Here is a 23781-nt window from a genome sequence, read left to right as displayed (position 1 = left end):
GTCGGCAGCGGCTCGGGCAGGGCCCGGGACGGCCGGCGCAGGGCCGGGCTGGAACCGCTCGATTATAGGCGTTCCCGGGGAGTGAGGGCGGCTGGTGTTCCACGTGGAACCCGTGATCCTCCGGGGTGTCGGCTCGCCGTGCCCCAAGCATCGAAGCCACCCCTCAGGAGGCGACACCTTCCCCGATCTGCCCGCCGTGTTCCACGTGGAACAGCCCCCACCCCGGCGTCTGCTCGGCCAGATTCGGGTCCCAACGGGTCCCGCTCACCAAGGTCTGGCACCCGGTCGAGGCGACCCACTCGAGCACCGCGGCCTGTCGGCCCGGATCCAGCTCGGCTTGGAGATCGTCGAGGAGCAACAGGCTCCGCTCACCGGACCACCCACGAAGCGCCTCGGCCTGGGAGAGCACCAGCGCCAAGGCCACCAACTTGGACTGACCCCGCGACAACTGCTCCGGATCCACCCCGCAGGGCTGGCCCAGATCGACATCGGCGCGCTGCGGACCGATGGTGGTGTAGCCCAGCTCACGATCGCGGGCCCGGTTGAGGAGAAGGAGGTCCGTCAGCAGGGCCTCGGACTGCCGCCAGCCCGGCCGCAACTGCAGCGACGGTGGCTCGAGTCCCGGAGCGAGGGTGGGCCAGACGCGGTCGAGACCGGGTTGCCACAAGCCCAAGGCGGTCGCCCGATGCGCGGCCAAGCCTTCCGCCATCAACCCCATCTCTCGCTCCCAAGGGTCGAACTCCGCATCCGGCGCCCCGGCGCGAAGCAGGGCATTCCGCTGCTTCAGAGCCCGGCCATAGCGCCGGGCCAGTTCCGCGAAGCGTGGTTCCACGTGGAACGCCAGCCAATCCAGAGCCCGACGCCGCTCCTCGGCCGGCCCGGTCACCACCTCCGAAGACTCCGGATGGAAGCAGAGCACCGGGAATGGGGCGGCCAGCTCGCTCAGGCTACCCACGGAAGTGCCGTCCAAGCGCGCCTCCCACTGGTCCCCGGCATGCCGGAGCCCGGAAACCCGGGCCCGCCCCGCGTCGTCCGTCCAGCGCGCGACCACCTCCAACGCCGGCTCGCCCCGTTGCACCAATCCGTCGGCAACACGGCCGCGGAAACTCCGCCCGAACCCCAGCAAGCACAGGGCCTCGAGCACGCTGGTCTTGCCGGCGCCGTTCGGCCCGACGAGCCATGCACCGGCTGCAGGCAAGGCCAAGGACACCGAGCGCAGGCAACGGAGGCCGCGGATTTCAACCGAGTCAACGCGCACGAGCACACCTACCGGCAAAGACCGCGCCGATGGCGCCTGGCTTCGACGAACGAGACCCCACAGCACGACGCCCGGCAGAACCGGGCGTCGTAGCGTTTACCGAGGCGGCAAACCGGGCGGTCACAGGCGCAGCGGCATCACCACGTGGCGGCTGCGATCACTGTCCTTCTCGCGCACCAGCACCGAGGAATTGGCATCGCGGAGGTTCAGGACCACCGACTCGCCCTTCAAGGCAGCGAGGGCATCCAGCAGGTACGTCACGTTGAAGCCGATGGCCAGACCATCGATGCGCGTCTCGACCTCAAGCTCCTCGTGGGCCTCTTCCTGCTCCGGGTTGTGCGCGACGATGCGCAGCAGGCCCGGGGCGGCCTCGAGCTTCACGCCACGGAACTTCTCGTTGGACAGGATGGCCGCGCGCTGCAGGGCCGAACGTAGCACTTCGCGGTCCAACTCGACGGTCTTGTCGGCGCCGATCGGAATGACCGCTTCGTAATCTGGGAAACGGCCATCGATCAACTTGGTGGTGAAGCTCACATCCTCGCGGCGCAGGCGCAGGTGGTTGCGCGCCAGTTCCAGCTCCACGAGGCGGTCGCCGCCTTCAAGCAGACGCTGGAGTTCCAGGACACCTTTGCGGGGCACGATGATCTGGCGCTTGGTGCCGGCGCCGCCGGGCAGGGCGGCTTCGCACAACGCAAGGCGGTGGCCGTCGGTGGCCACGCAGCGCAGCGAATCCCCACGCAGGTCGAACAGCAGGCCATTGAGGTAGTAGCGGACGTCCTGCTGCGCCATGGCGAAGGCGCTGCGCTCGATGAGGTCCTTGAGCAGGGCTTCCGAGAGCGACACGCGCTCCACGCCTTCGAGCGCGTCCACGGAGGGGAAGTCGTTCGCCGCCAAGGTCGCCAGGGTGAAGCGGCTGCGACCGGCCGACACGGTGGCTTTGTCGCCACTGACGACGACGGTCACGCGGCAACCGTCCGGCAGCGCGCGGACGATCTCGAACAGCTTGCGTGCGGGGATGGTGGTCTCGCCGTCCTCGGCGTCCTCCACCACGGCCCGCGCCACCATCTCGACTTCCAGATCGGTGCCGGTGAGCGACAGCTCGACGCCGCGCACTTCAACCAACAGGTTCGACAGGACGGGGAGGGTCTGGCGGCGCTCTACGACGCCAACCACTTGCTGGAGGGGCTTCAGAAGGGCTTCGCGTGACAGGGAGAAGCGCATGCGGTCGGGGCCTATTTCCGTCGTTGGATAAATCTATCGATGGTGGTGGTAGAGGCCGGGGAAAACGCTGAAAAACTTTCCAAAGCCTTGATTCTGTTGAACTTTATCGATGAAACGCTGTGGGGAACCGGAAGAACAACCGTGTGGATAACGGTGGGCAACGCCGGCGCCCTTCAAGTTGTCCCACGTTGTCCACAGGCTGTGCACGGCCTGTCGACGGCGTTTCCTGCTCCCTCACTCCGTCAGCTTGCGCACCAGCTTGTCCCAGTCCTCGCGCAGCTTGCCGTCGGTCTGCATCAGGTCGCGGATCACCCGGCAGCCGTGCAGCACCGTCGTGTGGTCGCGGCCACCGAAGCCGTCGCCGATCTCCGGCAGGCTGTGCTCGGTGAGCTCCTTGGCCAGGGCCATCGCCACCTGGCGCGGGCGCGCCAGCGAGCGGGTCCGGCGCTTGGACAGGAGGTCCGCCAGGCGCAGCTGGTAGTAGTCTGCCACGGCCTTCTGGATGTTCGGGATGGAGATCGCCTGCTGCTGCGCGCGCAGCAGGTCGCGCAGCGTTTCCTGCGCGAAATCCACCGTGATCGGCTTGCCGAGGAAGTTGGCCCGGGCCGCCAGCGTATTGAGCGCACCTTCGAGGTCGCGGACGTTGGAGCGCATGCGCTTGGCGATCACCAGCGCGACCTCGTCCGGGAGCGCCACGCCACGCGCCTGGGCCTTGGCCCCGAGGATGGCGGCGCGGGTCTCGAAGTCCGGCGGTTCGATGGCCACGGACAGGCCCCAACCCAGCCGCGACTTCAGCCGCGGCTCGAGGTTCTCGACTTCGCGCGGGTAGCGGTCGCAGGTGAGGATGATCTGCTGCTTGCCGTCGAACAGCGCGTTGAAGGTGTGGAAGAACTCTTCCTGCGTGGTGTTCTTGCCGGCGAAGAACTGGATGTCGTCGATCAGCAGCGCGTCAACCGTGTGGAACTGGCGCTTGAACTGGTCCATCGACTTCTCCTGCAGCGATTTCATCATCGCGGAGAAGAACTGCTCGGAGCGAAGGTAGAGCACGCGCATGCCCGGGTTGAGCTGGCGCATCAGGTTGCCGGCGGCGTGCATCAGGTGGGTCTTGCCCAAGCCCGTGCCGCCGTAGAGCAGCAGCGGGTTGTAGGCCCGGCCCGGGTTCTGGGCCACCTGCAGGGCCGCCGACTTGCCGAGCTGGTTGCTGCGACCCTCGACGAAGTTCTCGAAGGTATAGGCCGGGTCGACGTTGCTCGGGAGCTCGGGAAGGGCGGCACGCAGGGCGGCCGCCGCCGTCGGCGCTGGCGGGGCGGTGCCTGGCTCGCGGCCGGCCGCGGCGGGGCGCGGCGCGCTGCCGACGGTCACCTGCACACTCAGGGGTTCGCCGGCGTAATGGGCCAGCAGCTCGCGGATGCGCCCCAGGTAGCGCTCGTGCACCGTGTCGACCACGAAGGCGTTCGGCGCGTAGAGCGTGAGGCCGTCGGCGCGGACGTCGGCATGCAGCGGTTTGAGCCAGGTCTGGACGTCTTCGGCCGGGAATTCGGCTTCAAGACGCTCGAGGCAACGGGGCCAGGCGGATTCCATGGACAGTTTCAGTGGCGTATAGCCCACCCCCGCCTCCGTGTGGACGCGGCTGTGGATAAGTGGGATGGGCGGGCAGCATAGCGTCGCCGCCCCGGCCCGCCAAGCGCGGCGTCGCTTGACGAAGGCGGGTCCGGCGCGTAATCTCCCGCCTCTTTTCTTCCACCTACCGAGGTGACCCATGGCCACCAAGCGCACCTACCAGCCCAGCAACCTCAAGCGCGCCCGCGACCACGGCTTCCGTGCCCGCATGGCGACGGTCGAAGGCCGCAAGATCCTGTCGCGCCGCCGCGCGAAGGGCCGCAAGCGCCTCTGCGCCTAAGCGATCCGGCGTCATCGACCGGCGCGCGCGGCGTGAGCGCCCGCTTTCCGGTCGAGGTTCGTGTCCGTACCGGGCGCGATTACCGGAACGCCTTCGCCGACAGCCGGCGCGTGAGCACGCGCCACTTCAGCCTCCATCTGCGCCTACGCGATGGGGGCTTTTGTCGTTTGGGGATGGCGGTCAGCCGCAAGGTCAGCCCGGATGCGGTGGTCCGCAATCGCATCAAACGCCAGGTCCGAGAGAGCTTCCGCCTCCGTTACCGGGAGCTGCCGGCCGGTGATTGCATCGTGGTTGCGCGATCCGGCGCCGGGGCGCTGGACAAAGCCGCGCTCCGCAAGGACCTTGCCCTCCTCTGGGACCGGCTGATCGCGTTGCCGCCGTCATCGCCCACCGGCACAATCCTTCGCCGTGATGCGGCCGCCGGCCTTGCTTCCGCGACGCCCGCACCCACCTCCCCTTCCGACACTCCTTCCTTATCCGCCCCCGAGGGCGCCCCTGCCCCGCGCCCCACGGCGTCGCCGGGCGAGTGAACGCATGAACCAGAACCGCGCTTTCCTGTTGTTCGCCTGGGTCGCTGTCGCGATCCTGCTGGCTTTCGAGTGGACCCGCTTCAGCACCACGCCGACCACCCCGCCGCCGGCGCCGGTCGCCGCCGTGGTCGCGGACGCCGGCAGCGCCGGGCTCCCCAGCCTTGCCGATGCGCCGAACGCCGCCCCTGCGGCCGCACCGACGGCCGATGGCGCGTCGGGCCTGCCCACGGTGGCCGATGCGCCCCAGGCCGCGCCCGCCGTGGCGGCGACACCTGCCCCGGTCGCCGATGCCTCGGCCGCCAGCGTCGAAATCCTCACCGACGTGCTGCGCCTGCGCGTCCAGTCCACCGGCGGCACGCTGGTGTTCGCCGAACTGCTCGACTACCCGCTCGACCAGGAGAACCCCGAGAAGGGCAACGTCATCCTGTTCGATCGCGAGCCCTCGCGCTTCGAAATCGCCCAGACCGGCTGGCTGAGCACGGCCACCGCGCCGGGCGCGGACGCGCCCTACACCTTCGAGACGTCCGCCTCGACGCTGACGCTCGCCGATGGCGCCACGTCGATCGAACTGCCGCTCGTGTGGCGCGACGCCGCCAGCGGCCTGACGGTGCGCAAGGTCTACACCTTTACCCGCGGCAGCTACGCCATCGGCGTGCGCCATGAGCTGGTCAACGAGGGCAGCGCCGCGTTCACCGGCAACCTCTACCAGCAGCTGCTCCGCGTGCCGCCACCGCCGCCGGCCAAGACGGCGATGTTCACCAACCCGGAGAGCTTCAGCTTCGTCGGCGCGGCCTGGTACAGCAGCGCGGACCACTTCGAGAAGCGCAAGTTCGACGCCTTCGTCGAAGACGGCACGCTCGACAAGACCGTCACCGACGGCTGGATCGCGATGCTGCAGCACCACTTCGTGTCGGCCTGGGTGCCGCCGAAGGGCCAGCCGCAGGTCTTCTCGCTGCACGCCGTGGACGGTGGCCGCTTCGCCGCGCGCAGCGTCGGCCAGGCCGTGACGGTGCCGCCCGCCGGCAGCGATCGCGTCGATCTCACCTTGTGGGTCGGCCCGAAACTCCAGGGCCCGATGGAAGCGGTGCATCCCTCGCTGCCGCTGTCGCTCGACTACGGCATCTTCAGCTTCCTCGCGCAGCCGCTGTTCTGGGTGCTGAACTGGCTGCACGGCCTGTTCGGCAACTGGGGCTGGGCGATCATCGGCATCGTCGTGGTGCTCAAGCTGCTGCTCTACCCGGTGTCGGCGAAGCAGTACCAGAGCATGGCCCGCATGCGCGCCGTCGCGCCGCGCATCGAGCAGCTCAAGGAGCGGTACGGCGAAGACCGCATGAAGTTCAACCAGGCGATGATGGAGCTGTACCAGAAGGAGAAGATCAATCCTCTGGGCGGCTGCCTGCCGATGCTGGTGCCGATCCCGATCTTCCTCGCGCTGTACTGGGTGCTGCTGGAATCGGTGGAGCTGCGCCAGGCGCCGTGGATGCTGTGGATCGACAACCTCACCGCGCCCGATCCCCTCTTCATCCTGCCGGCGCTGAACCTCGCGGTGATGTGGGCCACGCAGAAGCTGACGCCGAGCCCCGGCATGGACCCGATGCAGAAGAAGGTCCTGCAGTGGATGCCGGTGATCTTCGGCGTGATGTTCGCCTTCTTCCCGTCTGGCCTGGTGCTGTACTGGCTCACCAACGGCGTGCTCGGCCTCGCCCAGCAGTGGTGGATGACCAAGCGCTACGGCGGTCCGACGACCCCGGCGGTCGCCAAGGCGAAGTGATCCGGGGCGCGCATCGCGAACCGACGACGGGGCCCGCGCAAGCGGGCCTCGTCGCATTCGCGGGCTCCTCCGCCCTCGTCGCCGCGCTAGGCTTTGCCCCATGAGCGAACGCGACACCATCGTGGCCGTGGCCACCGCGAACGGCGCCGCTGGCATCGGCGTCGTCCGGCTGTCCGGCCCGCGCGCGAAGGTGATCGCCGAGGCGCTATGCGCGACGGATCGCCCGTTCGTGGCGCGACAGGCCCGCTACGCCCGTTTCCACGCTGCGGATGGCGAAGTGATCGACGATGGGCTGGTGATCGCCTTCGACGCGCCGCGCAGCTTCACCGGCGAGGACGTCGTCGAGCTGCAGGGCCATGGCAACCCGCGCCTGCTTGCGCAGCTTGCCGCGCGCTGCCGTGCGCTGGGTGCGCGCGCCGCGCGGCCCGGCGAATTCAGCGAGCGCGCCTTCCTCGAAGGCAAGCTCGACCTCGCCCAGGCCGAAGCCGTGTCCGACCTGATCAGCGCGTCCTCGGACGCTGCGCTGCGTGCCGCGCGACGCTCGCTGGACGGCGTCTACAGCGCGCGCGTCGATGAACTGGTGGAGGCGCTCACCTTGCTGCGCGTGCACGTGGAAGCGGCCATCGATTTCCCCGAGGAGGAGATCGACTTCCTCGCCGCCCCCGAGCTCGCCGCGCGCCTCGCACGCGTCGAGGCGCTGCATGCGGCCCTCCATCGCGACGCCGCACGCGGCGTGCGATTGGTGGATGGCCTGCACGTGGTGATCGTCGGCGCGCCGAACGCCGGCAAGAGCGCGCTGATGAACGCGCTGGCCGGCGCGGAGCGCGCCATCGTCACGCCCATCGCCGGCACCACGCGCGACGTGCTGCGCGACGTCGTGCGCATCGACGGCGTCGAACTCACGCTCGTCGACACCGCGGGCCTGCGCGAGACGCAGGACGTCGTCGAAGCCGAGGGCATCCGCCGGGCGCGCGCCGAGGTGGCCAAGGCTGATCTCGTGCTGGCTGTGCTCGATGACCGCGAGGCGGAGGCGGCGATGGCGCGACTCCGTGAGGAACTCGCCGTGCCGACGACGACGGACGCTCCGGGGCCGGAGCGGCCCGCGATCCTGTGGCTGCACACGCATGCCGATCTCACCGACATGGCGGGCGGCGAAGACCATCGAGCCGACGGCCATCACCTGTGGATCGACACACCGCACGGCATCGGCCTAGACGCTTTGCGCGCCGCGCTGCGGGAAGCGGCGGGTGCGGGCCAAGGCGCCGACGCTGGCGGCGCGTTCTCGGCACGCGAGCGTCATGTCCATGCGATCGTCCGGGCCGGCACGCATCTAGCCGAGGCCGCGGCACAGCTCCGTGCGCGTCAAGGCGAACTGGCCGCCGAGGATCTGCGCCTCGCGCAGGAGTGCCTGGGGGAGATCACTGGAAGGATCAGCAGCGATGCGCTGCTGGGACACATCTTCAGCAGCTTCTGCATCGGGAAGTAGCTCGAACGAAGCGCGCCACGCCCTACTGCCGGATCACGTCGCCGCGCATTGGCGCGAGGATCGCGAGCAGCTCGTTCTGCGCAGCGATCGGCACCCCGCGTTCGGTCATCGCATCCACGAGGTTTTCCACCAGCGCGTTGAAGTCGGCTTCCGTCAGCCCGAGGCCCGCATGCGCGGCCTTCATCGCACGCCCGCCGTAGGTGCACGGCCCGCCCGTGACGGCGCAGAGGTGTTCGACCAACCGCTCGTAGAGGTTGACGATATCGGCCTCGGCGAAGTCGTCGCGGATGCGCGGGTCCTCGGCGCTGCGGGCGAGCATCCCTTCGGTGATCGCCGCGACGCCGGCCTCGCCGCCGAGACGCTCGTAGAGCGTGCTGCCGCGCGAGGTCGGCGCGCTGGCGCAACCAGTGAGCAAGGCCGAAATCAGGGTGACGACCAGCGTCGCGCGCAGGCTTCCGATCACGGACGGCGACCGGCGCTCAGTGACTGAGCTGCAGCGAGACATACCAACCCTCCTGGTCTTCGAGCGTGGCAATGCGGCCGAGATCCGCCCAAGCGGCGACGACCGCGACGCGCTTGTTCGGGAACCAGCCAACGAACACGTCCTTCCAATCATCCTCGCGGGCGAAACCGAGGTGGTCGGGCTTCTGCCGATACTCGATGCCAACCGCCCAGCGTGGATCGAGCAGCACCGCGGCGCTCATCTCGCCGACCAGCGCGTAACCGTCATCGCGGTCGCCGCCGAAGCCGAGCAGACCGGTCTGGTTCGCGCGGGTGCGCCGCAGCGTGCCGTTGAGCAGCAGGTGGCGGCCGCCCGCGGCGCCGAGGAACAGCTTGCTGGCCGAGAAGTAGGCGTCGACATCGGCGTCGTCGCGGGCGCCCACCAGCGAGGGCACGAGGAAATCACGCTGCGTCTTGTGCTGTACACCAAAGCTGACCTGCGGCATCGAGGTGTACACGAGGTCGCCGGCCAGTCGGACCTTCGCGTGCACGATGTCCTGGCGGAATCGTCGCGTGGGCAGCGACAGCGCGTCGGCGAGCGTGGGCAGGCCGAAGTTCTGGCGGGCCACGCCGAGCTCGACGCGATTGCGCCAACCGAGCGTCACGCCCTGCGAGGTGAGCGCGTAATCACGAACCTCGACGCGCGTCGCGAACGCCGCGGCGCCCCATTGGTCTTCGGTGCCATACCCGGCGATCACCGCCCACGGCACGATGCCGCCGCCGGCGCTGCCTTCGATCATGCTGGCGCCCCCGGTGGCGAGCAGGCGCCCGGCGTGGCCCACCGCGTCGCGCGTGGCCAGCTCTGCGGGCGTGGCCGCGGCCAACGGTGGGGCCGCCAGCATCCCGGCAGCGAGGACCAACGCCCGCGGCGGGAGCGTCATGCGATGCCGCCTCGGGCGGCGAGCAGGCGTTGCTGGTGGGCGAGGATCCATGCGGTGAGCGCCTCCACGGGCAAGGGTCGGCTGAAGTGGTAACCCTGTGCGACGTCGCACTGCAAGCGGGTGAGCACATCGAGACCGGCTTCGGTCTCCAATCCCTCGGCAACGACCTTCAGGCCGAGCCCGTGGCCCAGCTGCACGATGGATTGGACGATGCGTTCGTCCTCGCTGCCGGGTGCCAGCTGCAGCACGAAGCTCTTGTCGATCTTCAGCTCGTCGGCGGGCAGGTGCTTGAGCTGGCCCAGCGAGCTCTGGCCAGTGCCGAAATCGTCCACGGAAACCCGGAGGCCATCGGCTCGCAGCACGTTGAGCGACGCGATGGCGCGATCGAGGTCGGCGAGCACCGCGCTCTCCGTGACTTCGACGATGACCTGCGTCGAGGGCACGCCATGGTGGCGCAGGCGCTCCAGTACTACGCCCGGAAGCTCCGGATCCGCCAAGTCGATGGCGGAGAGGTTGATGGCCACGCCAACATCGATGCCCCCAGCGCGCCAGGACGCCATGTCGGCGAAGGCGCGGTCGACCACCCAGCGTGTCAGCACGCCGACAAGACCGGCGCGTTCGGCCAAGGGGATGAACTCGTCCGGGCCGATCCTGCCAAGGGTGGGATGCGTCCAGCGCAGCAGAGCCTCGGCGTGGCGCACGTCGCGGGTGGCGACGTCGACCTTGGGCTGGTAGTGCAGGCTGAACTGATCACCGTCGATCGCGCCGCGCAGCTCGCCGACGATGGCCAGCTGGCGGAGGTGCTGTTCGTCCATGCCTTCGCGGTACAGAGCGATGGCGGTGCCTTCGCGCTTCGCCAAGTCGCTCGCGATCTCCACGCGTCTGAATAGCGTTCGCGCGTCGGGCAAGTGCCCGGCGTCGTCGCGCCGGAACGGAACGAGGCCAAGTGTCGCGTCGAGCCGCAGCGGTGCGCCATCGATGTCCATCGGTGCGGCGAGTGCTGCGACGAGCGCCTCCGCACGCGCCTTGGCAGCCGCCGGTTCGGCCCCCCACAGGGCGACGAGGAACTCGTCGCCGCCGAGGCGCGCCACCAGGTCGTCGCCACGCACCGTGGCTTGCAGCCGGCGCGCGATCTCCGCCAGCGCGAGGTCGCCGTGGCGATGGCCGAGCAGGTCGTTCACCTCGTGGAAGCGGCGCAGGTCGATCATCGCCAGCGCGCCTTCGGCCAAGCGGGGATCCTGCAGCCGACCGTGCAGCAGCGTGAGAGCGCGCTCCCGATTGGGCAGGCCGGTGAGCGCATCGTGCCCGGCCTGGTGGACGATGCGCTGCTCGCGCTCGGCGATGCCCTCCTGCATCGCATTGAAGGCCTCGGCCAACGTGGCGAACTCGTCGGCACCCGCCACGTCGAGGCGCGTGGCGTACTCGCCACCGCGGATGCGTTCGGCGGCACGCGCCAGCGCGCCGACGGGGCCGCTGACGCGGCGGCCGACGAAGAACGCGGCGCCCATGGCCAGCAGCGCGGCTGCCAGTGACTGCCAAAGCACCTGCGACTGCAGCGATTCGTAAGGGCTCATCGCGCGCTCGCGCTGTGCGGCAAGCACCAGGTACACCGGTCGCCCGTCTTCGGCCGAGATCCGCAAAGCCATGGCGGGGTCGGATCCTTCGTCATGGGCATGGAACAAGGATCGCTGCGCGCCCTCGCGCAGTTGTGCCGCCTCCGAGGGTTGGGGGCGCCACGGGCCATGCACCGTGTGCCACAGCGCCTCGCCTTGCACGAGCACGGAAGGCGTGAGACCGGTGACTTCCGCCATTTCCTCGCTCTCGGCGGCGCCGAAGGGTTCGCCCATTGCCATCCAGCCGACCAGGTCGGGGGCGAACACCGGCACCAGCGCGTAGCTCACCGGCTTATCGCCGAGGGCGATCACGCCCACCGACCAGCCTTGCTCGCGCGCTTCCTCGACGCGGTCCGCCAGCGCCGCCTCGGGCAGGACCATGCCATCCGGAAGGCGTTGTGCCAGCGTGCGACCGTCGGCCGCCAGCACCAGGCCGAACGGCGCGCCAACCCGTGAGCTCGCACTCTCCAGCACCGACTCGAGCGTGGGGGCGTCCTGCGTCGCGATGGCCTGCTTGAAGCCGAAGTCATCCGCGAGCACGGCCACGCGCTCGAGCAGCTGGCGCTGCCGGGCGTCGTGCAGGCGCTGCCAGACGCGCGCGCCGACCTCAAGACTGTCGGTGAGCTGGGCGTCGACGCTGCGCTTCACGGCGACTTGCACGGTCAGCCAGCCGGCAACCTGCAGGGCGATGACGAGCGCAGCGAGGATCAACAGCAGCTTGGTGCCGAAACGGAGCCCGGCACGCGGCGCGGCGACGGTGGTCGAGGGCTCAGTCACGCGGCGGATTGCGGAACCGGTCTTGCAGTGCGCGCAGGCGGTCGGTGCCGCGCGGCGGAGGTGGTGCAGCCAGGGTCAGCTCAAGCGTGGCCGGTCCCGCCATGGGCAATGTGATCGTCTGCTTCGGCGCGGCATCGACGGTGGGCAATCGCTCATGCCAAGCCGTGAGCAGGTACTCGCCGTCGGGGGCGTCGAGTTGGACGCGCCCGTCGGCGCCGCTGAGGGCGTAATGCGGCGTATCGACCACGACGACGTACCCCTTCATCCAGTCATGGATGTTGCAGCCGAGGGTGACCACGCCGGCGCTGTCGAAGACCACCGGTTCCGGCGGCGTGCCTGAATACAACGGCAGCTCGAACCGCTTCGCGGCCGAGAACGAATACACCTGGTGGCGGATGACATCGCTGTTCGGGAATCGCACCCGCGAGCCCTTCGTCACGACCAGCACGCGGGGCTTGAACTCGCTGCCGACCTGGTCCATGACCGCGTTGATCGGCGTGACGGCTGCCGCGCGGCCGAGGGGTGTCAGCGTGACCACCGCCGATTCGACAGGCTGTCCGCCGCTGCGCACCTCGACGCGCAGTGCGGCGATCGCGCTGCTGCACGACAAGGCGAGTCCCATGGCCAGCGCGAGGCGCGCGCCGCAGGGGAAAAGACGGACACCCACCACCATGCCGGGACTCCGATCACCGAGCTCCCCATATCATACCCACGAGGCCGAAACGGCGATGTGCGCGGCGTCAGACGTCGCCGTCGTTGCTCCAGCCCTCGCCGCTGCCGCGGGTGAACACCGTGTCGCCGTCCAGCACGCTGCCGGCGGGCAAGGTCTCCCGGCCGGCGAGCCGCGCATAGATCGGCGCGAAATCCGGCCGCGTGGCGTCCATCAGCTGCTGGTAGCTGTCGATGACGAAGTAGGTCTTCTGGTAGGTGTCGATGCGGTAGCGCGTGCGCATGATCCGCTCGAGGTCGAAGCCGATGCGGTTCGGCGCGGGCGATTCGAGGCAGTGGATCGATTCGCCCTTCGAGCTGAGGATGCCGGCGCCGTAGATGCGCAGGCCCGCGGCGGTGTTGATCAGGCCGAATTCCACCGTGTACCAGTACAGGCGCGTCAGCTGCGCCAGCGCCTCGGGGCCGAAGCCGTGCGCACGCACGCCGCCCTGCCCGTAGGCCTGCATGTAGTCGGCGAACACCGGGTTCATCAGCAGGGGCACGTGGCCGAACAGGTCGTGGAACAGGTCCGGCTCGCTGAGGTAATCCAACTGCTCGGGCGTGCGGATCCACCAGGTGACCGGGAAGCGCTTGTTGGCGAGGTGCTCGAAGAAGGTGAGCTCGGGCAGCAGGCCCTCGACGCCGATCAACTCCCAGCCGGTGCGCGCGCGCAGCATGCGGTTGAGCTCGTCGAACTTCGGGATGCGGTCCTCGCCCATGCCCATGGCGTCCTGCGTGCGCAGGAATTCCTCGTCGGCGCGGCCCACCAGCAGTTCGCGCTGGCGGCGGAACAGCTGCGTCCACACCGCATGGTCGGTGGCGCTGTAGGTCGACCAGGGCTGCTCGATCACGGCGGTGGTGTAGACCGGCACGCTGCCCTTGTCGGTCTGCAGGTGTTCGACGCGGCGGGGCTGGGCGTTCATGGCGGGCGACCGTAGGCAGGGTCGCCCATTGTGGCGCCGGACGGCCGCAACAGGCTTGCGAAGTTGCGGCGAATGGCGAGCAAAGAGCAATAATCGTGCGCCATTGCCCGTATGGGAGAAACGAACATGCAGACCGCTGCGCTCGACCGCACCGACCTCGCCCTGCTGCGCGCCCTGCAGGCGGAAGGGCGCCTGAGCAATGTCGAGCTGGCCGAACGCGTGAACCTGTCAGCGTCGGCTTGCCTGCGCCGCGTGCAGCGCCTCGAGGCCGACGGCGTCATCACCGGGTATCGCGCAGAGGTGGATCCCGCGAAGCTCGGCCTGCACCTGCGCGCCTTCGTCCGTGTGCAGTTGAAGAGCCATGGCGCCGCCGACATCGCCCGCTTCGCCGAGAGCATCCAGAGCTGGGACGAAGTGGAACGCTGCCACGCCCTGACCGGCGACATGGACTACCTGATCGAAGTGCGGGTGCAGGACCTCGAGCACTTCTCGCGCTTCCTGCTCGACCGCCTGCTGGCCGGTGGGCAGGTGGCCGACGTGAACTCGAGCTTCGTGCTGCGGGCGGTGAAGTGAGCGACCGGGCATGACTTCCGGCACCCCGGGGCCACGCGCATGGCTGCGACCATCACGGGCCTTCGCGCATCGTCCCCCGGAATGATCGAACTCAAGGACATCGCCCGCCGGTACCGCACCGGCGGGCAGACAGTGAACGCCCTGGACGGCGTCGATCTCACCATCGACCGCGGCGAGTTCGTGGGCGTCACCGGGCCCTCCGGTTCCGGCAAGTCGACCCTGCTCAACGTGCTCGGCTGCCTCGACCGCCCCGACGCCGGCCACTACCGGCTCGAAGGCACCGATGTCGCCGGCCTCGACGACGGCCAGCTGAGCGACCTGCGCAACCGCCGCATCGGCTTCGTCTTCCAGAGCTTCCACCTGATGCCGCGGCTGACGGTGCTCGAGAACGTGCTGCTGCCGATGCGCTTCTCGCGCACGCCGTTCGCCCACGACGTCGAAGCCCGCGCCCGCGAGTTGCTGGAGCGCGTCGGCCTGGGTGCGCGCATGGCCCACCGGCCCTCGGAGCTCTCGGGCGGGCAGATGCAGCGCGCCGCGATCGCCCGTTCGCTGGTGCTCGACCCGGCCCTGCTGCTCGCCGACGAACCCACGGGCAACCTCGATTCCAAGAGCGCGGCCGACATCCTCGCGTTGCTGCATGAACTGCACGCCGCGGGGCAGACCGTGGTGATGGTGACCCACGACATGGCGCTGGCCGCCAGCCTCCCGCGGCAGGTGCGCATGAAGGACGGCAAGGTGGACGATGACCAGCGCCAGTAAGCCCCTGTTCGTCGCGATGGCGACGCTGTTGCTCGTGGCCCCCGTCCTTGCGCAGGCCGATGACGCGCGCCGCGTGCTGCTGAGCGGCGTGGTGCGTTCGAGTGATGCCGAGACCATCTACGCGCCGATGTCGAACAGTTCGCCTGTCGTGCTGCGGCAGCTGGCCGTCGATGGCGCCGCAGTGAAGCCGGGCGATGTCCTCGTGCGTATCGACCCCGGCGCGGCGACCGCGCAGATCAATGCGCTGAAGACCCAGATCGCGCTGGCCAAGGCTCGCATCGACAAGGAGCGCGCCGAGCTCGACGTGCGCCGCGTCGACGCGGCCCTCGCGCTCGTCGATGCCGAGGCCGCGCTGGCGAAGGCCGAAGTGGATGCGGCGATCCCGGCCGACTACCTCGCGCGCATCGATTACGACCGCTACCAGGGCGAAGCGGAGCGCGCCCGCCGCGAGATCGTGCTGAAGCGCCAGGAGCTCGCCAGCGCCGAAGCCGGCGTGCAGCGCCGCGCGCGTGATGGCGCCCTGGAAGTGGCCCAACTCGAGGCCGACCTGGTGTTCGCCGAGCGGCAGATCGCCCGCGCCGAGCAGCGCGCCACGCGGGCCGGTACCGCGGTGTTCGGCTTCCATCCGTGGAGTGGCCAACGCTTCGAAGTCGGGGCTTCGGCGAATCCCGGCATGGCCATCGGCGAAGTGGTGGGCGCCGGCGAGCTGGCCGTGCGCGCCTGGGTGCTCGAAGTCGATCGCCCCGGCCTGCAGTCCGGCCAGCCGGTGCAGGTGCGTTTCGATGCGCTGCCCGGCCGCGCGCTGGCCGGGCGCATCGCCAACATCGCCGGTGCGCCCGAGCCGAAGGCCGAGTGGGGCAGCGGCCGCTACTTCACCGTCGACGTCACGATCGAGGGGTCGACGGGCCTGCCGCTCAAGCCCGGCATGAGCGCGCGCATCGAAGCCGGCGGCCCGCAGCCCGCGAGTGCGGCCTCGTCGAACGACGTGCCACCGCGCGCTGGCGCCGCGGAAAATGCCGCGGGCACGCTGCGCTTGGAAGGCGAGATCGCCGCGGCCCGCAGCGATGCCATCGCGCCGCCGGCGGTCGAGAACCAGTGGCAGTACCAGGTGACACAGATGGCCCCGGATGGTTCGCGGGTGAAGGCCGGCGACGTGGTGGTGGCCTTCGATGGCGCGGAAGTGCAGCGCCGCCTGCAGGAGGCCGAGAGCAAGCGGCGCGAGAAGCGCAGCGAACGCGAGCGCCTGTTGCTCGACCTCGCGGAGCGTGAACGGACCGAAGCGCTCACGCTCGAGGAGCAGCGCGCCGAGCGCATCAAGGCCGAGCGCAAGACCGAGCAGCCCGCCGAGCTGCTGCGTTCCGTCGAGTACCGCAAGCTCGTGATCGACCGCACCCGTGCCGAGCAGCGCGATGCGCTCTTCGAGCAGCGCTACACCGCCGGCCGCGCCCAGCGCGCCGCGGAGCGCGTGCTGGTGGAAGCTGAGCTGGCCCAGCTTGAAACCGAAGTCGCGACCCTCGGCCGCGCCGTCACCGAGTTGCAGGTAAAGGCCCCGCGCGACGGCATCCTCGTCCTGCGAACCGGTTGGCGCGGCGAGCGTTTCGAGGTCGGCAGCCAGGTCTTCATCGGCCAGGCCGTGGCCGAGATCCCCGATCCGGCGACCCTGCTGGTGCGCGCCACGGCGCCGGAGCGCGAGCTCCTGCGCTTGGCCGTGGGCGCCAAGGCGCGCGTGCGCGTCGAAGGCGGCGCCGGTCGGCAGATCGACGCGCGGGTGACGCGCATCGGCACCGCCGTGCGCAACAAGTCGCGGCGCCAGCCGATTCCGGTGATCGACGTCGAGCTCTCGCTCGAGGGCGACACCGCGGGCCTGCGTCCCGGCCAGGCGGTGGGCGTCGAACTCGAAGCCACGGAGGAGGCCACGCCATGAGCCGTCCCTTGCCCCTCGCGGCCCTGTTGGCCGTCCTCGCCACCTTGGGCGCCTGCGGCGACGCGCCGGAGGCGACCCCGGCGCTGGAGGTGCTGCAGCCCGCGCCGCTCGACCTCTGGATCGAAGCCTCGGGCGAACTCAAGGCCGCGAAGGCCACGAAGCTCGTCGTGCCGGGGCAGAACTGGGCGCAGCGCCAGCTGGTGTGGATGGTGCCCGACGGCAGCCCGGTGAAGGCTGGCGACGTGGTCGCGCGCTTCGGCGCCGAGCAGACGCAGCTGGAGCTCGACAAGGCCCTGCTGAACCTCGAGCGCAACGCGCTCTCGCAGGCCTCCAAGCAGGCGGAGCTCGAGATCGGGGTGGGCCGCCTCGACGTTGATATCGCCCAGGTGCAGAGCCAGCTCGCCATCGCCTCGCGCTACGCCCAGGCCGACTTCGCCGCCATCGCCCGCAACGTCGTCCTCGACGCCGTGGCCGACGAGCGCTACCTCGGCGAGAAGCGCGAGGTGCTCGATTGGCGCAAGGACCAGAGCGCAGCGCGTGGCGGCGCCGAGCTGCAGGTGCTGTCGGCGCAGCGCGACACCGTGGCGATGGGCGTCAGGACGCGCGAGGACGACCTCGGCGCGCTGGAGCTCCGGGCACCGCACGACGGCGTGTTCGTGCTGGCCACCAATTGGGGCGGCGAGAAGCCGCAGATCGGCGCGCAGATGTGGGCGAGCAACGACCTTGCGACGCTGCCGGACAGCCGCAGCCTCGAAGTCGAACTGAGCCTGCCGCAGATCGAAGCGCAGGTGCTGGCCGTCGGGCAGACGGTCGAGCTTCACCCCGCGGGTCGACCGGAAGAGGCCTTCGAAGCACCGATCAGCTGGCTGGCGAGCGCGCCGCGCGCGACCTCGCGCAACAGCCCGATCAAGTACCTGGCCTTCAAGGTGGCCGTGCCCACGGACGTCGGCGCCCGGCACGCGTGGGTGCCGGGGCAGGCCTTCCAGGCGCGCGTGCGGCTGAAGTCGGCCGAGGTCGCCCTGAGCGTGCCGAACCTCGCGGTGCGCAGCGACGCCGGCCAGAGCTCGGTGCGCGTGTGGGTGGACGGTGAAGCGCAATCGCGGCCGGTCACGCTCGGCGTGCGCGGGCCGGCCCGCTCGGAAGTGCTCGAGGGTCTCGCGCCGGGCGACGCCGTTGTGCTGGCCGAGCCCGAACCGGCGACGGAGGCCACGCCGTGATCCGTCGCGAGATGCTGTTCGACCGCCTGGGCTGGCGCGAAGCCTTCGACGAGCTCTCGCGGCGCAAGCTGCGCAGTGGCCTCACCCTGCTCGGCCTCGTGTTCGGCGTCGGCGCCATCGTGGCGATGCAGGCCGTGGGCGAGGGCAGCCGTCGCGAGGCGCTGCGGCTCGTGGAAGGCCTCGGGCTCAACAACCTCGTCGTCGAAGCCAGCGCGCCGACCGACGAAACCGCGCTGCGCGAACTGCGCGAGCGCAGCCTCGGCCTCACCCGCGCCGACGCGGCCGCGGCGCTCGCCGTGGTGCCGGGGGCGCAGTCGAGTGCCGCCGAGAAGCGGCTGCGCACCGATGCGGTGGCCAGCGACCATGCGGCCTCCGATGCGCAGGCCGTCGGCGTGACGCCGTCGTTCTTCGCGCTGTCGTCCCTGGAGGTGGCCACGGGCCGTGCGCTGGAAGACGCCGACGAACGCCGCATCGCGCCGGTGGCCGTGCTCGGCCACCAGGCGGCACGCACGCTGTTCCCGGAAGGCGAAGCCGTCGGCCAGCTGGTGAAGGTGAACCACGTGTGGCTCGAGGTGGTGGGTGTGCTGGTCGATCGAGACCTCTCCGCCGAGGCCTTCGAAGGCGTGCAGCTCGGGCTCGAGACCAACCGCGTTTACGTGCCGCTCTCCACCGCGCTGACGCGCTTCGCCAGCCCGCCACTGCAGGACGAACTCGATCGCCTGCTGGTGCGCCTCGAATCACCAGAGGGCATCGAGGCCGGCGCGCGCACGCTCTCGGCCCTGCTGCGCGAGCGCCATGCCGGCGCCAACGATTTCCGCCTCGTCGTGCCGGCGCAGCTGTTCCGCCAGCACCAGCAGACGCAGCGCATCTTCCGCGTGGTGATGGGCGCCATCGCCGCCGTTTCGTTGCTCGTGGGCGGCATCGGCATCATGAACATCATGCTGGCCAACGTGCTGGAGCGGCGCCGCGAGATCGGCCTGTTGCGTGCCCTTGGTGCGCGCCAGGAGGACATTGTCGCGCGCTTCCTGCGCGAGGCCGCCGCCATCTGCGCCGCCGGTGCGGTGCTCGGCCTCGTGTTCGGTGCGCTGCTGGCCTACGCTATCGCCGCGCTGGCCGGTTGGCAGGTGGCCTGGGCGCCGCTGCCGGTGCTGGGCGCCGTGTTCGCCTGTACGGTCGTTGGCCTTGGCTTCGGCGTGTACCCCGCGCGACAGGCCGCACAGCTCGACCCGATCGCCGCACTGCGGACCGACTGAGCCTCAGCGCGGTCCGTCGTCGGGGCGACGGAAGGGCAGCACCGTGCCGCGTTCGTCCGGGCGTTCGGGCCGTACCCACAAAACCGGCACCTCGCGCGGTCGGTCGGGTTCGTAGGCGGCTTCATCCAGCGCCTTCGCCTCGGACAGCGCTTGCGCCTGCAGCTCCTCGATCTCCCACGAGTACAGCTTGCGCGGCGGGGGCGGATCGCGATGGCGCCAGACGAAGGCCGCGATCACGCCGGCCAGCGCGCCGCCGGCGTGCATCTCCCAGCTGATGCGCCACTCGTGCGGCAGCACGGTCAGCAGCATGCCGCCGAACAGCATCATCGCGATCATCGCCGCCACCACGGCGGGGCGGTCGCGGCGCAGCAGGGCCAGGGTGAACAGGGCGAAGAACAGGCCGTGCACCAAGCCTGAGGCGCCGAGGTGTACTGACGGCCGGCCGATGAACCAGGTGAACACGCCCGCGCCCACCCACGCGGCCAGCACGATGCGCCAGGCCGAGCGCGGGTACACCGTGCCCACCAGCGTGCCGAGCACCACGAGGCCCAGCGCGTTCGAGAACAGATGGCCCCAATCGGCGTGCAGCAGCGGCGCCGTCACCAGGCCGACGAGGCCGGGCCCGGTCAGCGGCACCACCGCCCACGAGGAGAGCGAGGGCCAGGCGATGGTGGCGATCTGCACGAGGCCCAGAAGCACCACGAACAGCAGCCAGCGGAACAATTGAGCGCGGACCCGCGCGCCTTGGGCGCGAGCCTGTCCGGCCGGGTCGGGTGCGGTGACAAAGGTGTCCATCCCGCGGACATGGGGGCGGTCCGATCGGGGACAAGCGGCGCGGCAGGCCCACCGGGCCTATCATCGTGCTTCTCCGGCGAGGCCCGCATGGAACTCGATCTGCGCACCATCGCCGTGCTGTCCACGGTGCTCAGAGTCCTCACTTTCGTCGCCCTGGCCGCGGTGATGCGCGACTTCCCGCGGGAGTCCAGGGAGGAGCTGCGCTACTGGACCCTCGGCATCGGCCTGCTGGCGACCGGCTGGATGTTGATCGCGGCGCGCGGACACGTCCCCGACGTGGCCTCGGTGGTGCTGGGCAACCTCGCCCTGTTCCTCGGCTTCCAGAGCCTGCTTTTCGCACTGCGCGCCTTCCTGCGCCTTCCGGTGCTGCGCTGGCGCGATGCGCCGCTGCCGCTGCTGCAGGTGGCGGTGAGCGTCGTTTTCTTCTGGATCTGGCCCAGCCTGACGGTGCGCGTGGTGCTGGGGGCGTTGCTCGTCGCGGCGGTGCTCGCCGAGTCCGCCCGCGTGCTCTGGATCCACGCGCCACGCCCGCAGCCCATGGCCTACCACGTCATCGGCGTCTCGATGGTGGTGGCGATGCTCATCCTGCTGGTGCGCGCCGTCGTGCAGATGAGCGCTTTGGGCGTCGACCACATGATGCAGGCCTCGGCGATGCAGAGCCTCGCCTTCACCTTGTCAAACCTGGCGCCGCTGGTGTCGACGCTCGGTTTCCTGCTGATGATCAACGAGCGCCTGCAGCGGGAACTTCATCGTCTGGCCATCGCCGACCCACTGACCGGGCTGGCCAACCGGCGGGAGCTCCAGCGGAGAGGCGACGCCCTGCTGCTCGAACCCGGCCGGAAGGTCGCCGTCGTCGCCATCGATGCCGACCACTTCAAGCACATCAACGACACCCGTGGGCACGAGGCCGGCGATACCGTGCTCGTCGCACTGGCTGACCGCCTGCGTCATGCGGCACGCGCCGAGGACGTGGTCGCCCGGCTCGGCGGCGAGGAGTTCGTGCTCCTGATGCCCGACACCAGCCTCGAGGAAGCGCATCGACGCGCCGAGGCTCTGCGCCGCGATATCGCCGAGACACCGGTCGTTCTGGAGGATGGCCCCTTGTCGGCGACCGTCTCGGTCGGCGTGGTGGAGCGCGGCGACGCGGGCACGCTCGCCGGGCTGCTGCACGCCGCCGACCAAGCGATGTACGCCGCCAAGGCCGCGGGCCGCAACCGCGTCGTCGTCGCTGGCGGCGGGCGCCGCCCACCCCCACAATCTCGCAGCCCGCTCGCGGAAGGATCTGCTGCTTGGCCCTCGACCTGATGACGCTGATGCTGGTGTCCACGGTGCTGTGCTTCATGACGGCACTGCTGCTGGCGTATGTGCGAAGCGGGTATCCGCCCCGCTACCGCCTACTGCTCCGCGTCTGGGCCGAAGCCCTCGTGCTGCAGGGGTTGGGGTGGCTGGCCTTCGTGCTCCGCGGCACCGTGCCGGATGTCGTCTCCGTCATCTTCGCCAACGTGCTGCTGTTGGCGGGCATGCAGCGGATCAACCATGCCTTCCAGCTCTACTTCGAGCACCCGATCCCGTGGCGGCGCGATGCCAGCCTGATGGCCGTGGCGGTGCTCTTCCTCGTCGTGGTCCAGTGGGGCTGGCACGACGTCTCCGTCCGCATCGTCGGCATGACCCTGATGCTGGCCTGGCCCTTGGTCCACGGCCTCGTCCTGATCCGCCGCCATGCGCGCCGGCCGTGGCCGCCCTCGTTCCGGGTGGTGGCCGCCTTTCTCGCCGCGACCCTCGGCGTGCTGCTGGTTCGCGCGGTCAACCAGGTCGTCGGTACCCCGGTGGATTCCATCGTCGCCGTCCACCCGACCCAGATCGCCTTGCACCTGCTGGCCACGCTCGCTCCGGTGGCCACGGCGTTGGGCTTCGCGCTGATGGTCGCCACCCGCCTGCAGGACGAGCTGGCCGAGGCGGCGAACACCGACCCGCTCACCGGTCTCGCGAACCGCCGTCGGGTCGAAGCCCTCGCGCGCCCCTGGATCGACGACCCGGACGCGCCCCTGTGCGCGCTGATGATCGACGTCGACCACTTCAAGCGCGTCAACGACCGCTTCGGCCACGATGCCGGCGACGAGGCCCTGGTGTGGCTGGGCAGCCACCTGCGCGTGCAGGCGCGGGCGACCGACCTCGTCGGCCGGCTGGGTGGCGAGGAGTTCGTGATGCTGCTGCCGGGGACCACCGCGACGGAGGCGGCCGTGCTGGCCGAGCGCTTGCGGGCCACGGTCGCGGCGATGCCGATGTCCTTCGTCGCGCATGGCGATTGGCCGTTGACCATCTCGGTCGGCGTGGCGTCGCGCACCCCCGGCGACACCGACGTGCGCGACCTGCTGCGGCGCGCGGACGATGCCATGTACGCGGCCAAGCGCGGCGGCCGGAACCGCGTCGTCTTGGCCGATTGAGCGGCCCGTCCGGGCCGTCGAGCCGGGGCTCCGCATGCGGCGCGTACAATGTGGGCATGAACGCTGCCTCCGCCGAAAACCCCGCCGTCCGCCTCAAGATCGAGCGCCGCTCGAACCACCCCTGGATCTTCCAGAAGATGGTGGAGAAGCCGCCGACCAAGCCGAGGCCCGGCAGCATTGTCGAGGTCTACGACCGCGACGGCACCTGGTGCGGCCGCGGCTTCTACAACGGCCATTCGCGCATCGCGCTGCGCATCCTCACCACCGACCCGGACGAGGCCATCGACGAAGCCTGGTTCCGCACGAAGATCGCCGCTGCCGTGGCCCTGCGCCGCGACCTGCTCAAGCTCGACGCGGTCAGCAACGCCTGGCGCGTGGTGCATTCCGAAGGCGACGGCATCTCCGGCCTCGTGGTCGACCGCTACGGCGACCTGCTGGTGGTCGAGTTCTTCTCGGCCGGCGCGTTCCGCCACCGCGAGTGGATTTTTTCCGCGCTGGAGAGTCAATTCCCCGGCTGCACGTTCTGGTGGTTCGCCGACGAGCACGTGCAGAAGCAGGAGAGTTTCGACCTGCACCAGCGCGAAGCGCCGAAGCCCGTCGTCATCACCGAGCACGGCATCCAGTTCCGCGCGGCCCCCGGCAGTGCGCACAAGACCGGTTTCTTCGCCGACCAGCGCGACAACCGCGAGTGGCTGTCGCGCCAGGTCGAAGGCCGCAGCGTGCTCGACCTGTGCTGCAACACCGGCGGTTTCGCCGTGTACGCCGCGGCCCGCGGCGCGTCGGAAGTGGTGGGCGTCGACATCGACGAGGACGTCATCGCCATCGCCAAGCAGAACCTCAAGCTCAACGCGCAGGCCGCCGCGACGAAGACGCGTTTCATCCATGCCGACATCTTCCCGTGGCTGCGCGACGCCGCCGCGCGTGGCGAGGCCTACGATGTGGTCATCCTCGACCCGGCCAAGATGACCCGCGACCGCGAGCAGGTGATCCCGGCGCTGAAGAAGTACCTCGACATGAACAAGCTGGCCCTCGGCGTGTGCAAGCCGGGCGCGCTGTTCGCGACCTTCTCGTGCACGGGTCTCGTGAGCGAGGAGGAATTCCTCGACATGCTGCGTCGCGCGGCCTTCTACGCGAACCGCACGGTGCAGGTAATCAAGGTGGCCGGCGCCGGTGCCGACCATCCGTGGCTCGCGCACGTGCAGGAAAGCCGCTACCTGAAGGCCGCGTTCTGTCGCGTGCTGGATTGA

The 23781-nt window shown here is 70.0% G+C and carries 21 protein-coding genes; 12 read left to right on the top strand and 9 right to left on the bottom strand.

Features of this window, described 5'->3' with window-relative positions; genetic code table 11:
- Positions 1-163: 163 nt before the first annotated feature.
- From O9280_RS12195 to dnaA, 3 genes are all read right to left on the bottom strand, one after another.
- Entirely contained in the window at positions 164-1258 is a 1095-nt protein-coding gene (locus O9280_RS12195; protein ID WP_298343019.1) for a DNA replication/repair protein RecF, read from the bottom strand.
- Positions 1259-1378: 120 nt separating this feature from the next.
- Positions 1379-2479, bottom strand: a complete 1101-nt coding sequence (gene dnaN / locus O9280_RS12190) for a DNA polymerase III subunit beta (RefSeq protein ID WP_298343016.1) — start codon at positions 2477-2479, stop codon at positions 1379-1381.
- A 234-nt stretch (positions 2480-2713) separates the two neighbouring features.
- On the bottom strand, positions 2714-4060 hold the full coding sequence (gene dnaA, locus O9280_RS12185) for a chromosomal replication initiator protein DnaA (protein ID WP_298343014.1): 1347 nt from the start codon (positions 4058-4060) through the stop codon (positions 2714-2716).
- Positions 4061-4238: 178 nt separating this feature from the next.
- Here dnaA and rpmH point away from each other — a divergent pair, with 178 nt between their 5' ends.
- The 4 genes from rpmH (at position 4239) to mnmE (ending at position 8166) form a co-directional block, all read left to right on the top strand.
- On the top strand, positions 4239-4379 hold the full coding sequence (rpmH, locus tag O9280_RS12180; protein WP_297876766.1) for a 50S ribosomal protein L34: 141 nt from the start codon (positions 4239-4241) through the stop codon (positions 4377-4379).
- A 32-nt stretch (positions 4380-4411) separates the two neighbouring features.
- On the top strand, positions 4412-4909 hold the full coding sequence (gene rnpA, locus O9280_RS12175; RefSeq protein ID WP_298343012.1) for a ribonuclease P protein component: 498 nt from the start codon (positions 4412-4414) through the stop codon (positions 4907-4909).
- 4 nt (positions 4910-4913) lie between these two features.
- Entirely contained in the window at positions 4914-6680 is a 1767-nt protein-coding gene (gene yidC, locus O9280_RS12170; RefSeq protein ID WP_298343010.1) for a membrane protein insertase YidC, read from the top strand.
- Between the two features lie 100 nt (positions 6681-6780).
- Positions 6781-8166: a tRNA uridine-5-carboxymethylaminomethyl(34) synthesis GTPase MnmE gene (gene mnmE, locus O9280_RS12165; protein WP_298343008.1), complete on the top strand. Its 1386-nt coding sequence runs from the start codon at positions 6781-6783 to the stop codon at positions 8164-8166.
- 22 nt (positions 8167-8188) lie between these two features.
- On the opposite strand, the gene O9280_RS12160 is transcribed toward mnmE, so the two are convergent.
- The 5 genes from O9280_RS12160 to phhA form a co-directional block, all read right to left on the bottom strand.
- Positions 8189-8629 (bottom strand): group 1 truncated hemoglobin, encoded by a 441-nt coding sequence (locus O9280_RS12160; protein ID WP_298343006.1) that lies wholly within the window; start codon positions 8627-8629, stop codon positions 8189-8191.
- Between the two features lie 16 nt (positions 8630-8645).
- A complete protein-coding gene (locus O9280_RS12155) occupies positions 8646-9548 on the bottom strand; it encodes a DUF3034 family protein (protein WP_298343004.1) in 903 nt (300 codons plus the stop codon).
- Positions 9545-11938 carry an EAL domain-containing protein gene (locus O9280_RS12150; RefSeq protein ID WP_298343002.1) on the bottom strand — a complete coding sequence of 798 codons (2394 nt, stop codon included), beginning with the start codon at positions 11936-11938 and terminating at the stop codon, positions 9545-9547. Before O9280_RS12150 ends, O9280_RS12155 begins: the two co-directional genes overlap by 4 nt.
- Positions 11931-12611 carry a methylamine utilization protein gene (locus O9280_RS17505; protein ID WP_343228754.1) on the bottom strand — a complete coding sequence of 227 codons (681 nt, stop codon included), beginning with the start codon at positions 12609-12611 and terminating at the stop codon, positions 11931-11933. Before O9280_RS17505 ends, O9280_RS12150 begins: the two co-directional genes overlap by 8 nt.
- Before the next feature lie 67 nt (positions 12612-12678).
- A complete protein-coding gene (gene phhA / locus O9280_RS12140) occupies positions 12679-13569 on the bottom strand; it encodes a phenylalanine 4-monooxygenase (protein WP_298343000.1) in 891 nt (296 codons plus the stop codon).
- A 126-nt stretch (positions 13570-13695) separates the two neighbouring features.
- Here phhA and O9280_RS12135 point away from each other — a divergent pair, with 126 nt between their 5' ends.
- The 5 genes from O9280_RS12135 to O9280_RS12115 all read left to right on the top strand — a co-directional run bounded on the left by O9280_RS12135 (position 13696) and on the right by O9280_RS12115 (position 19295).
- Complete coding sequence (locus tag O9280_RS12135; protein WP_298342998.1) at positions 13696-14142, top strand: Lrp/AsnC family transcriptional regulator; 447 nt, start codon at positions 13696-13698, stop codon at positions 14140-14142.
- Positions 14143-14223: 81 nt separating this feature from the next.
- Entirely contained in the window at positions 14224-14901 is a 678-nt protein-coding gene (locus O9280_RS12130) for an ABC transporter ATP-binding protein (protein WP_298342997.1), read from the top strand.
- Positions 14885-16825: an HlyD family efflux transporter periplasmic adaptor subunit gene (locus tag O9280_RS12125; protein ID WP_298342996.1), complete on the top strand. Its 1941-nt coding sequence runs from the start codon at positions 14885-14887 to the stop codon at positions 16823-16825. The genes O9280_RS12130 and O9280_RS12125 overlap by 17 nt, the downstream gene beginning before the upstream one ends.
- Positions 16822-18042 (top strand): HlyD family efflux transporter periplasmic adaptor subunit, encoded by a 1221-nt coding sequence (locus O9280_RS12120; RefSeq protein ID WP_298342994.1) that lies wholly within the window; start codon positions 16822-16824, stop codon positions 18040-18042. Before O9280_RS12125 ends, O9280_RS12120 begins: the two co-directional genes overlap by 4 nt.
- Positions 18039-19295 carry an ABC transporter permease gene (locus O9280_RS12115; protein WP_298342990.1) on the top strand — a complete coding sequence of 419 codons (1257 nt, stop codon included), beginning with the start codon at positions 18039-18041 and terminating at the stop codon, positions 19293-19295. Before O9280_RS12120 ends, O9280_RS12115 begins: the two co-directional genes overlap by 4 nt.
- 3 nt (positions 19296-19298) lie before the next feature.
- Here the strand turns inward: O9280_RS12115 and O9280_RS12110 are convergent, their stop codons facing one another.
- Positions 19299-20090, bottom strand: coding sequence for a rhomboid family intramembrane serine protease (locus tag O9280_RS12110; protein WP_298342988.1), 792 nt, complete (start codon positions 20088-20090; stop codon positions 19299-19301).
- Between the two features lie 87 nt (positions 20091-20177).
- Between O9280_RS12110 and O9280_RS12105 the strand changes: the two genes are divergently transcribed.
- The 3 genes from O9280_RS12105 to O9280_RS12095 are packed head-to-tail and all read left to right on the top strand — an operon-like array spanning position 20178 to position 23781.
- Positions 20178-21395 carry a GGDEF domain-containing protein gene (locus tag O9280_RS12105; protein WP_298342985.1) on the top strand — a complete coding sequence of 406 codons (1218 nt, stop codon included), beginning with the start codon at positions 20178-20180 and terminating at the stop codon, positions 21393-21395.
- A complete protein-coding gene (locus tag O9280_RS12100; RefSeq protein WP_298342981.1) occupies positions 21380-22534 on the top strand; it encodes a GGDEF domain-containing protein in 1155 nt (384 codons plus the stop codon). The genes O9280_RS12105 and O9280_RS12100 overlap by 16 nt, the downstream gene beginning before the upstream one ends.
- A 56-nt stretch (positions 22535-22590) precedes the next feature.
- Complete coding sequence (locus tag O9280_RS12095) at positions 22591-23781, top strand: class I SAM-dependent rRNA methyltransferase (protein ID WP_298342978.1); 1191 nt, start codon at positions 22591-22593, stop codon at positions 23779-23781.

The organism is Silanimonas sp., from assembly GCF_027531545.1.
Taxonomy (GTDB): domain Bacteria; phylum Pseudomonadota; class Gammaproteobacteria; order Xanthomonadales; family Xanthomonadaceae; genus Silanimonas.
Note: the sequence above shows the minus strand (reverse complement) of the source record. Positions and strands in the feature narration are given on the sequence as shown.

Excerpts from the sequence above, each read along its gene's own strand:
- O9280_RS12095 (WP_298342978.1), top strand. The coding sequence starts at position 22,591 with ATGAACGCTGCCTCCGCCGAAAACCCCGCCGTCCGCCTCAAGATCGAG.
- phhA (WP_298343000.1), bottom strand. The coding sequence starts at position 13,569 with ATGAACGCCCAGCCCCGCCGCGTCGAACACCTGCAGACCGACAAGGGC.
- rpmH (WP_297876766.1), top strand. The coding sequence starts at position 4,239 with ATGGCCACCAAGCGCACCTACCAGCCCAGCAACCTCAAGCGCGCCCGC.
- O9280_RS12105 (WP_298342985.1), top strand. The coding sequence starts at position 20,178 with ATGGAACTCGATCTGCGCACCATCGCCGTGCTGTCCACGGTGCTCAGA.
- O9280_RS12125 (WP_298342996.1), top strand. The coding sequence starts at position 14,885 with ATGACCAGCGCCAGTAAGCCCCTGTTCGTCGCGATGGCGACGCTGTTG.
- dnaA (WP_298343014.1), bottom strand. The coding sequence starts at position 4,060 with ATGGAATCCGCCTGGCCCCGTTGCCTCGAGCGTCTTGAAGCCGAATTC.
- mnmE (WP_298343008.1), top strand. The coding sequence starts at position 6,781 with ATGAGCGAACGCGACACCATCGTGGCCGTGGCCACCGCGAACGGCGCC.
- O9280_RS17505 (WP_343228754.1), bottom strand. The coding sequence starts at position 12,611 with ATGGTGGTGGGTGTCCGTCTTTTCCCCTGCGGCGCGCGCCTCGCGCTG.
- dnaN (WP_298343016.1), bottom strand. The coding sequence starts at position 2,479 with ATGCGCTTCTCCCTGTCACGCGAAGCCCTTCTGAAGCCCCTCCAGCAA.
- yidC (WP_298343010.1), top strand. The coding sequence starts at position 4,914 with ATGAACCAGAACCGCGCTTTCCTGTTGTTCGCCTGGGTCGCTGTCGCG.
- O9280_RS12110 (WP_298342988.1), bottom strand. The coding sequence starts at position 20,090 with ATGGACACCTTTGTCACCGCACCCGACCCGGCCGGACAGGCTCGCGCC.
- O9280_RS12155 (WP_298343004.1), bottom strand. The coding sequence starts at position 9,548 with ATGACGCTCCCGCCGCGGGCGTTGGTCCTCGCTGCCGGGATGCTGGCG.
- O9280_RS12135 (WP_298342998.1), top strand. The coding sequence starts at position 13,696 with ATGCAGACCGCTGCGCTCGACCGCACCGACCTCGCCCTGCTGCGCGCC.
- O9280_RS12120 (WP_298342994.1), top strand. The coding sequence starts at position 16,822 with ATGAGCCGTCCCTTGCCCCTCGCGGCCCTGTTGGCCGTCCTCGCCACC.
- O9280_RS12130 (WP_298342997.1), top strand. The coding sequence starts at position 14,224 with ATGATCGAACTCAAGGACATCGCCCGCCGGTACCGCACCGGCGGGCAG.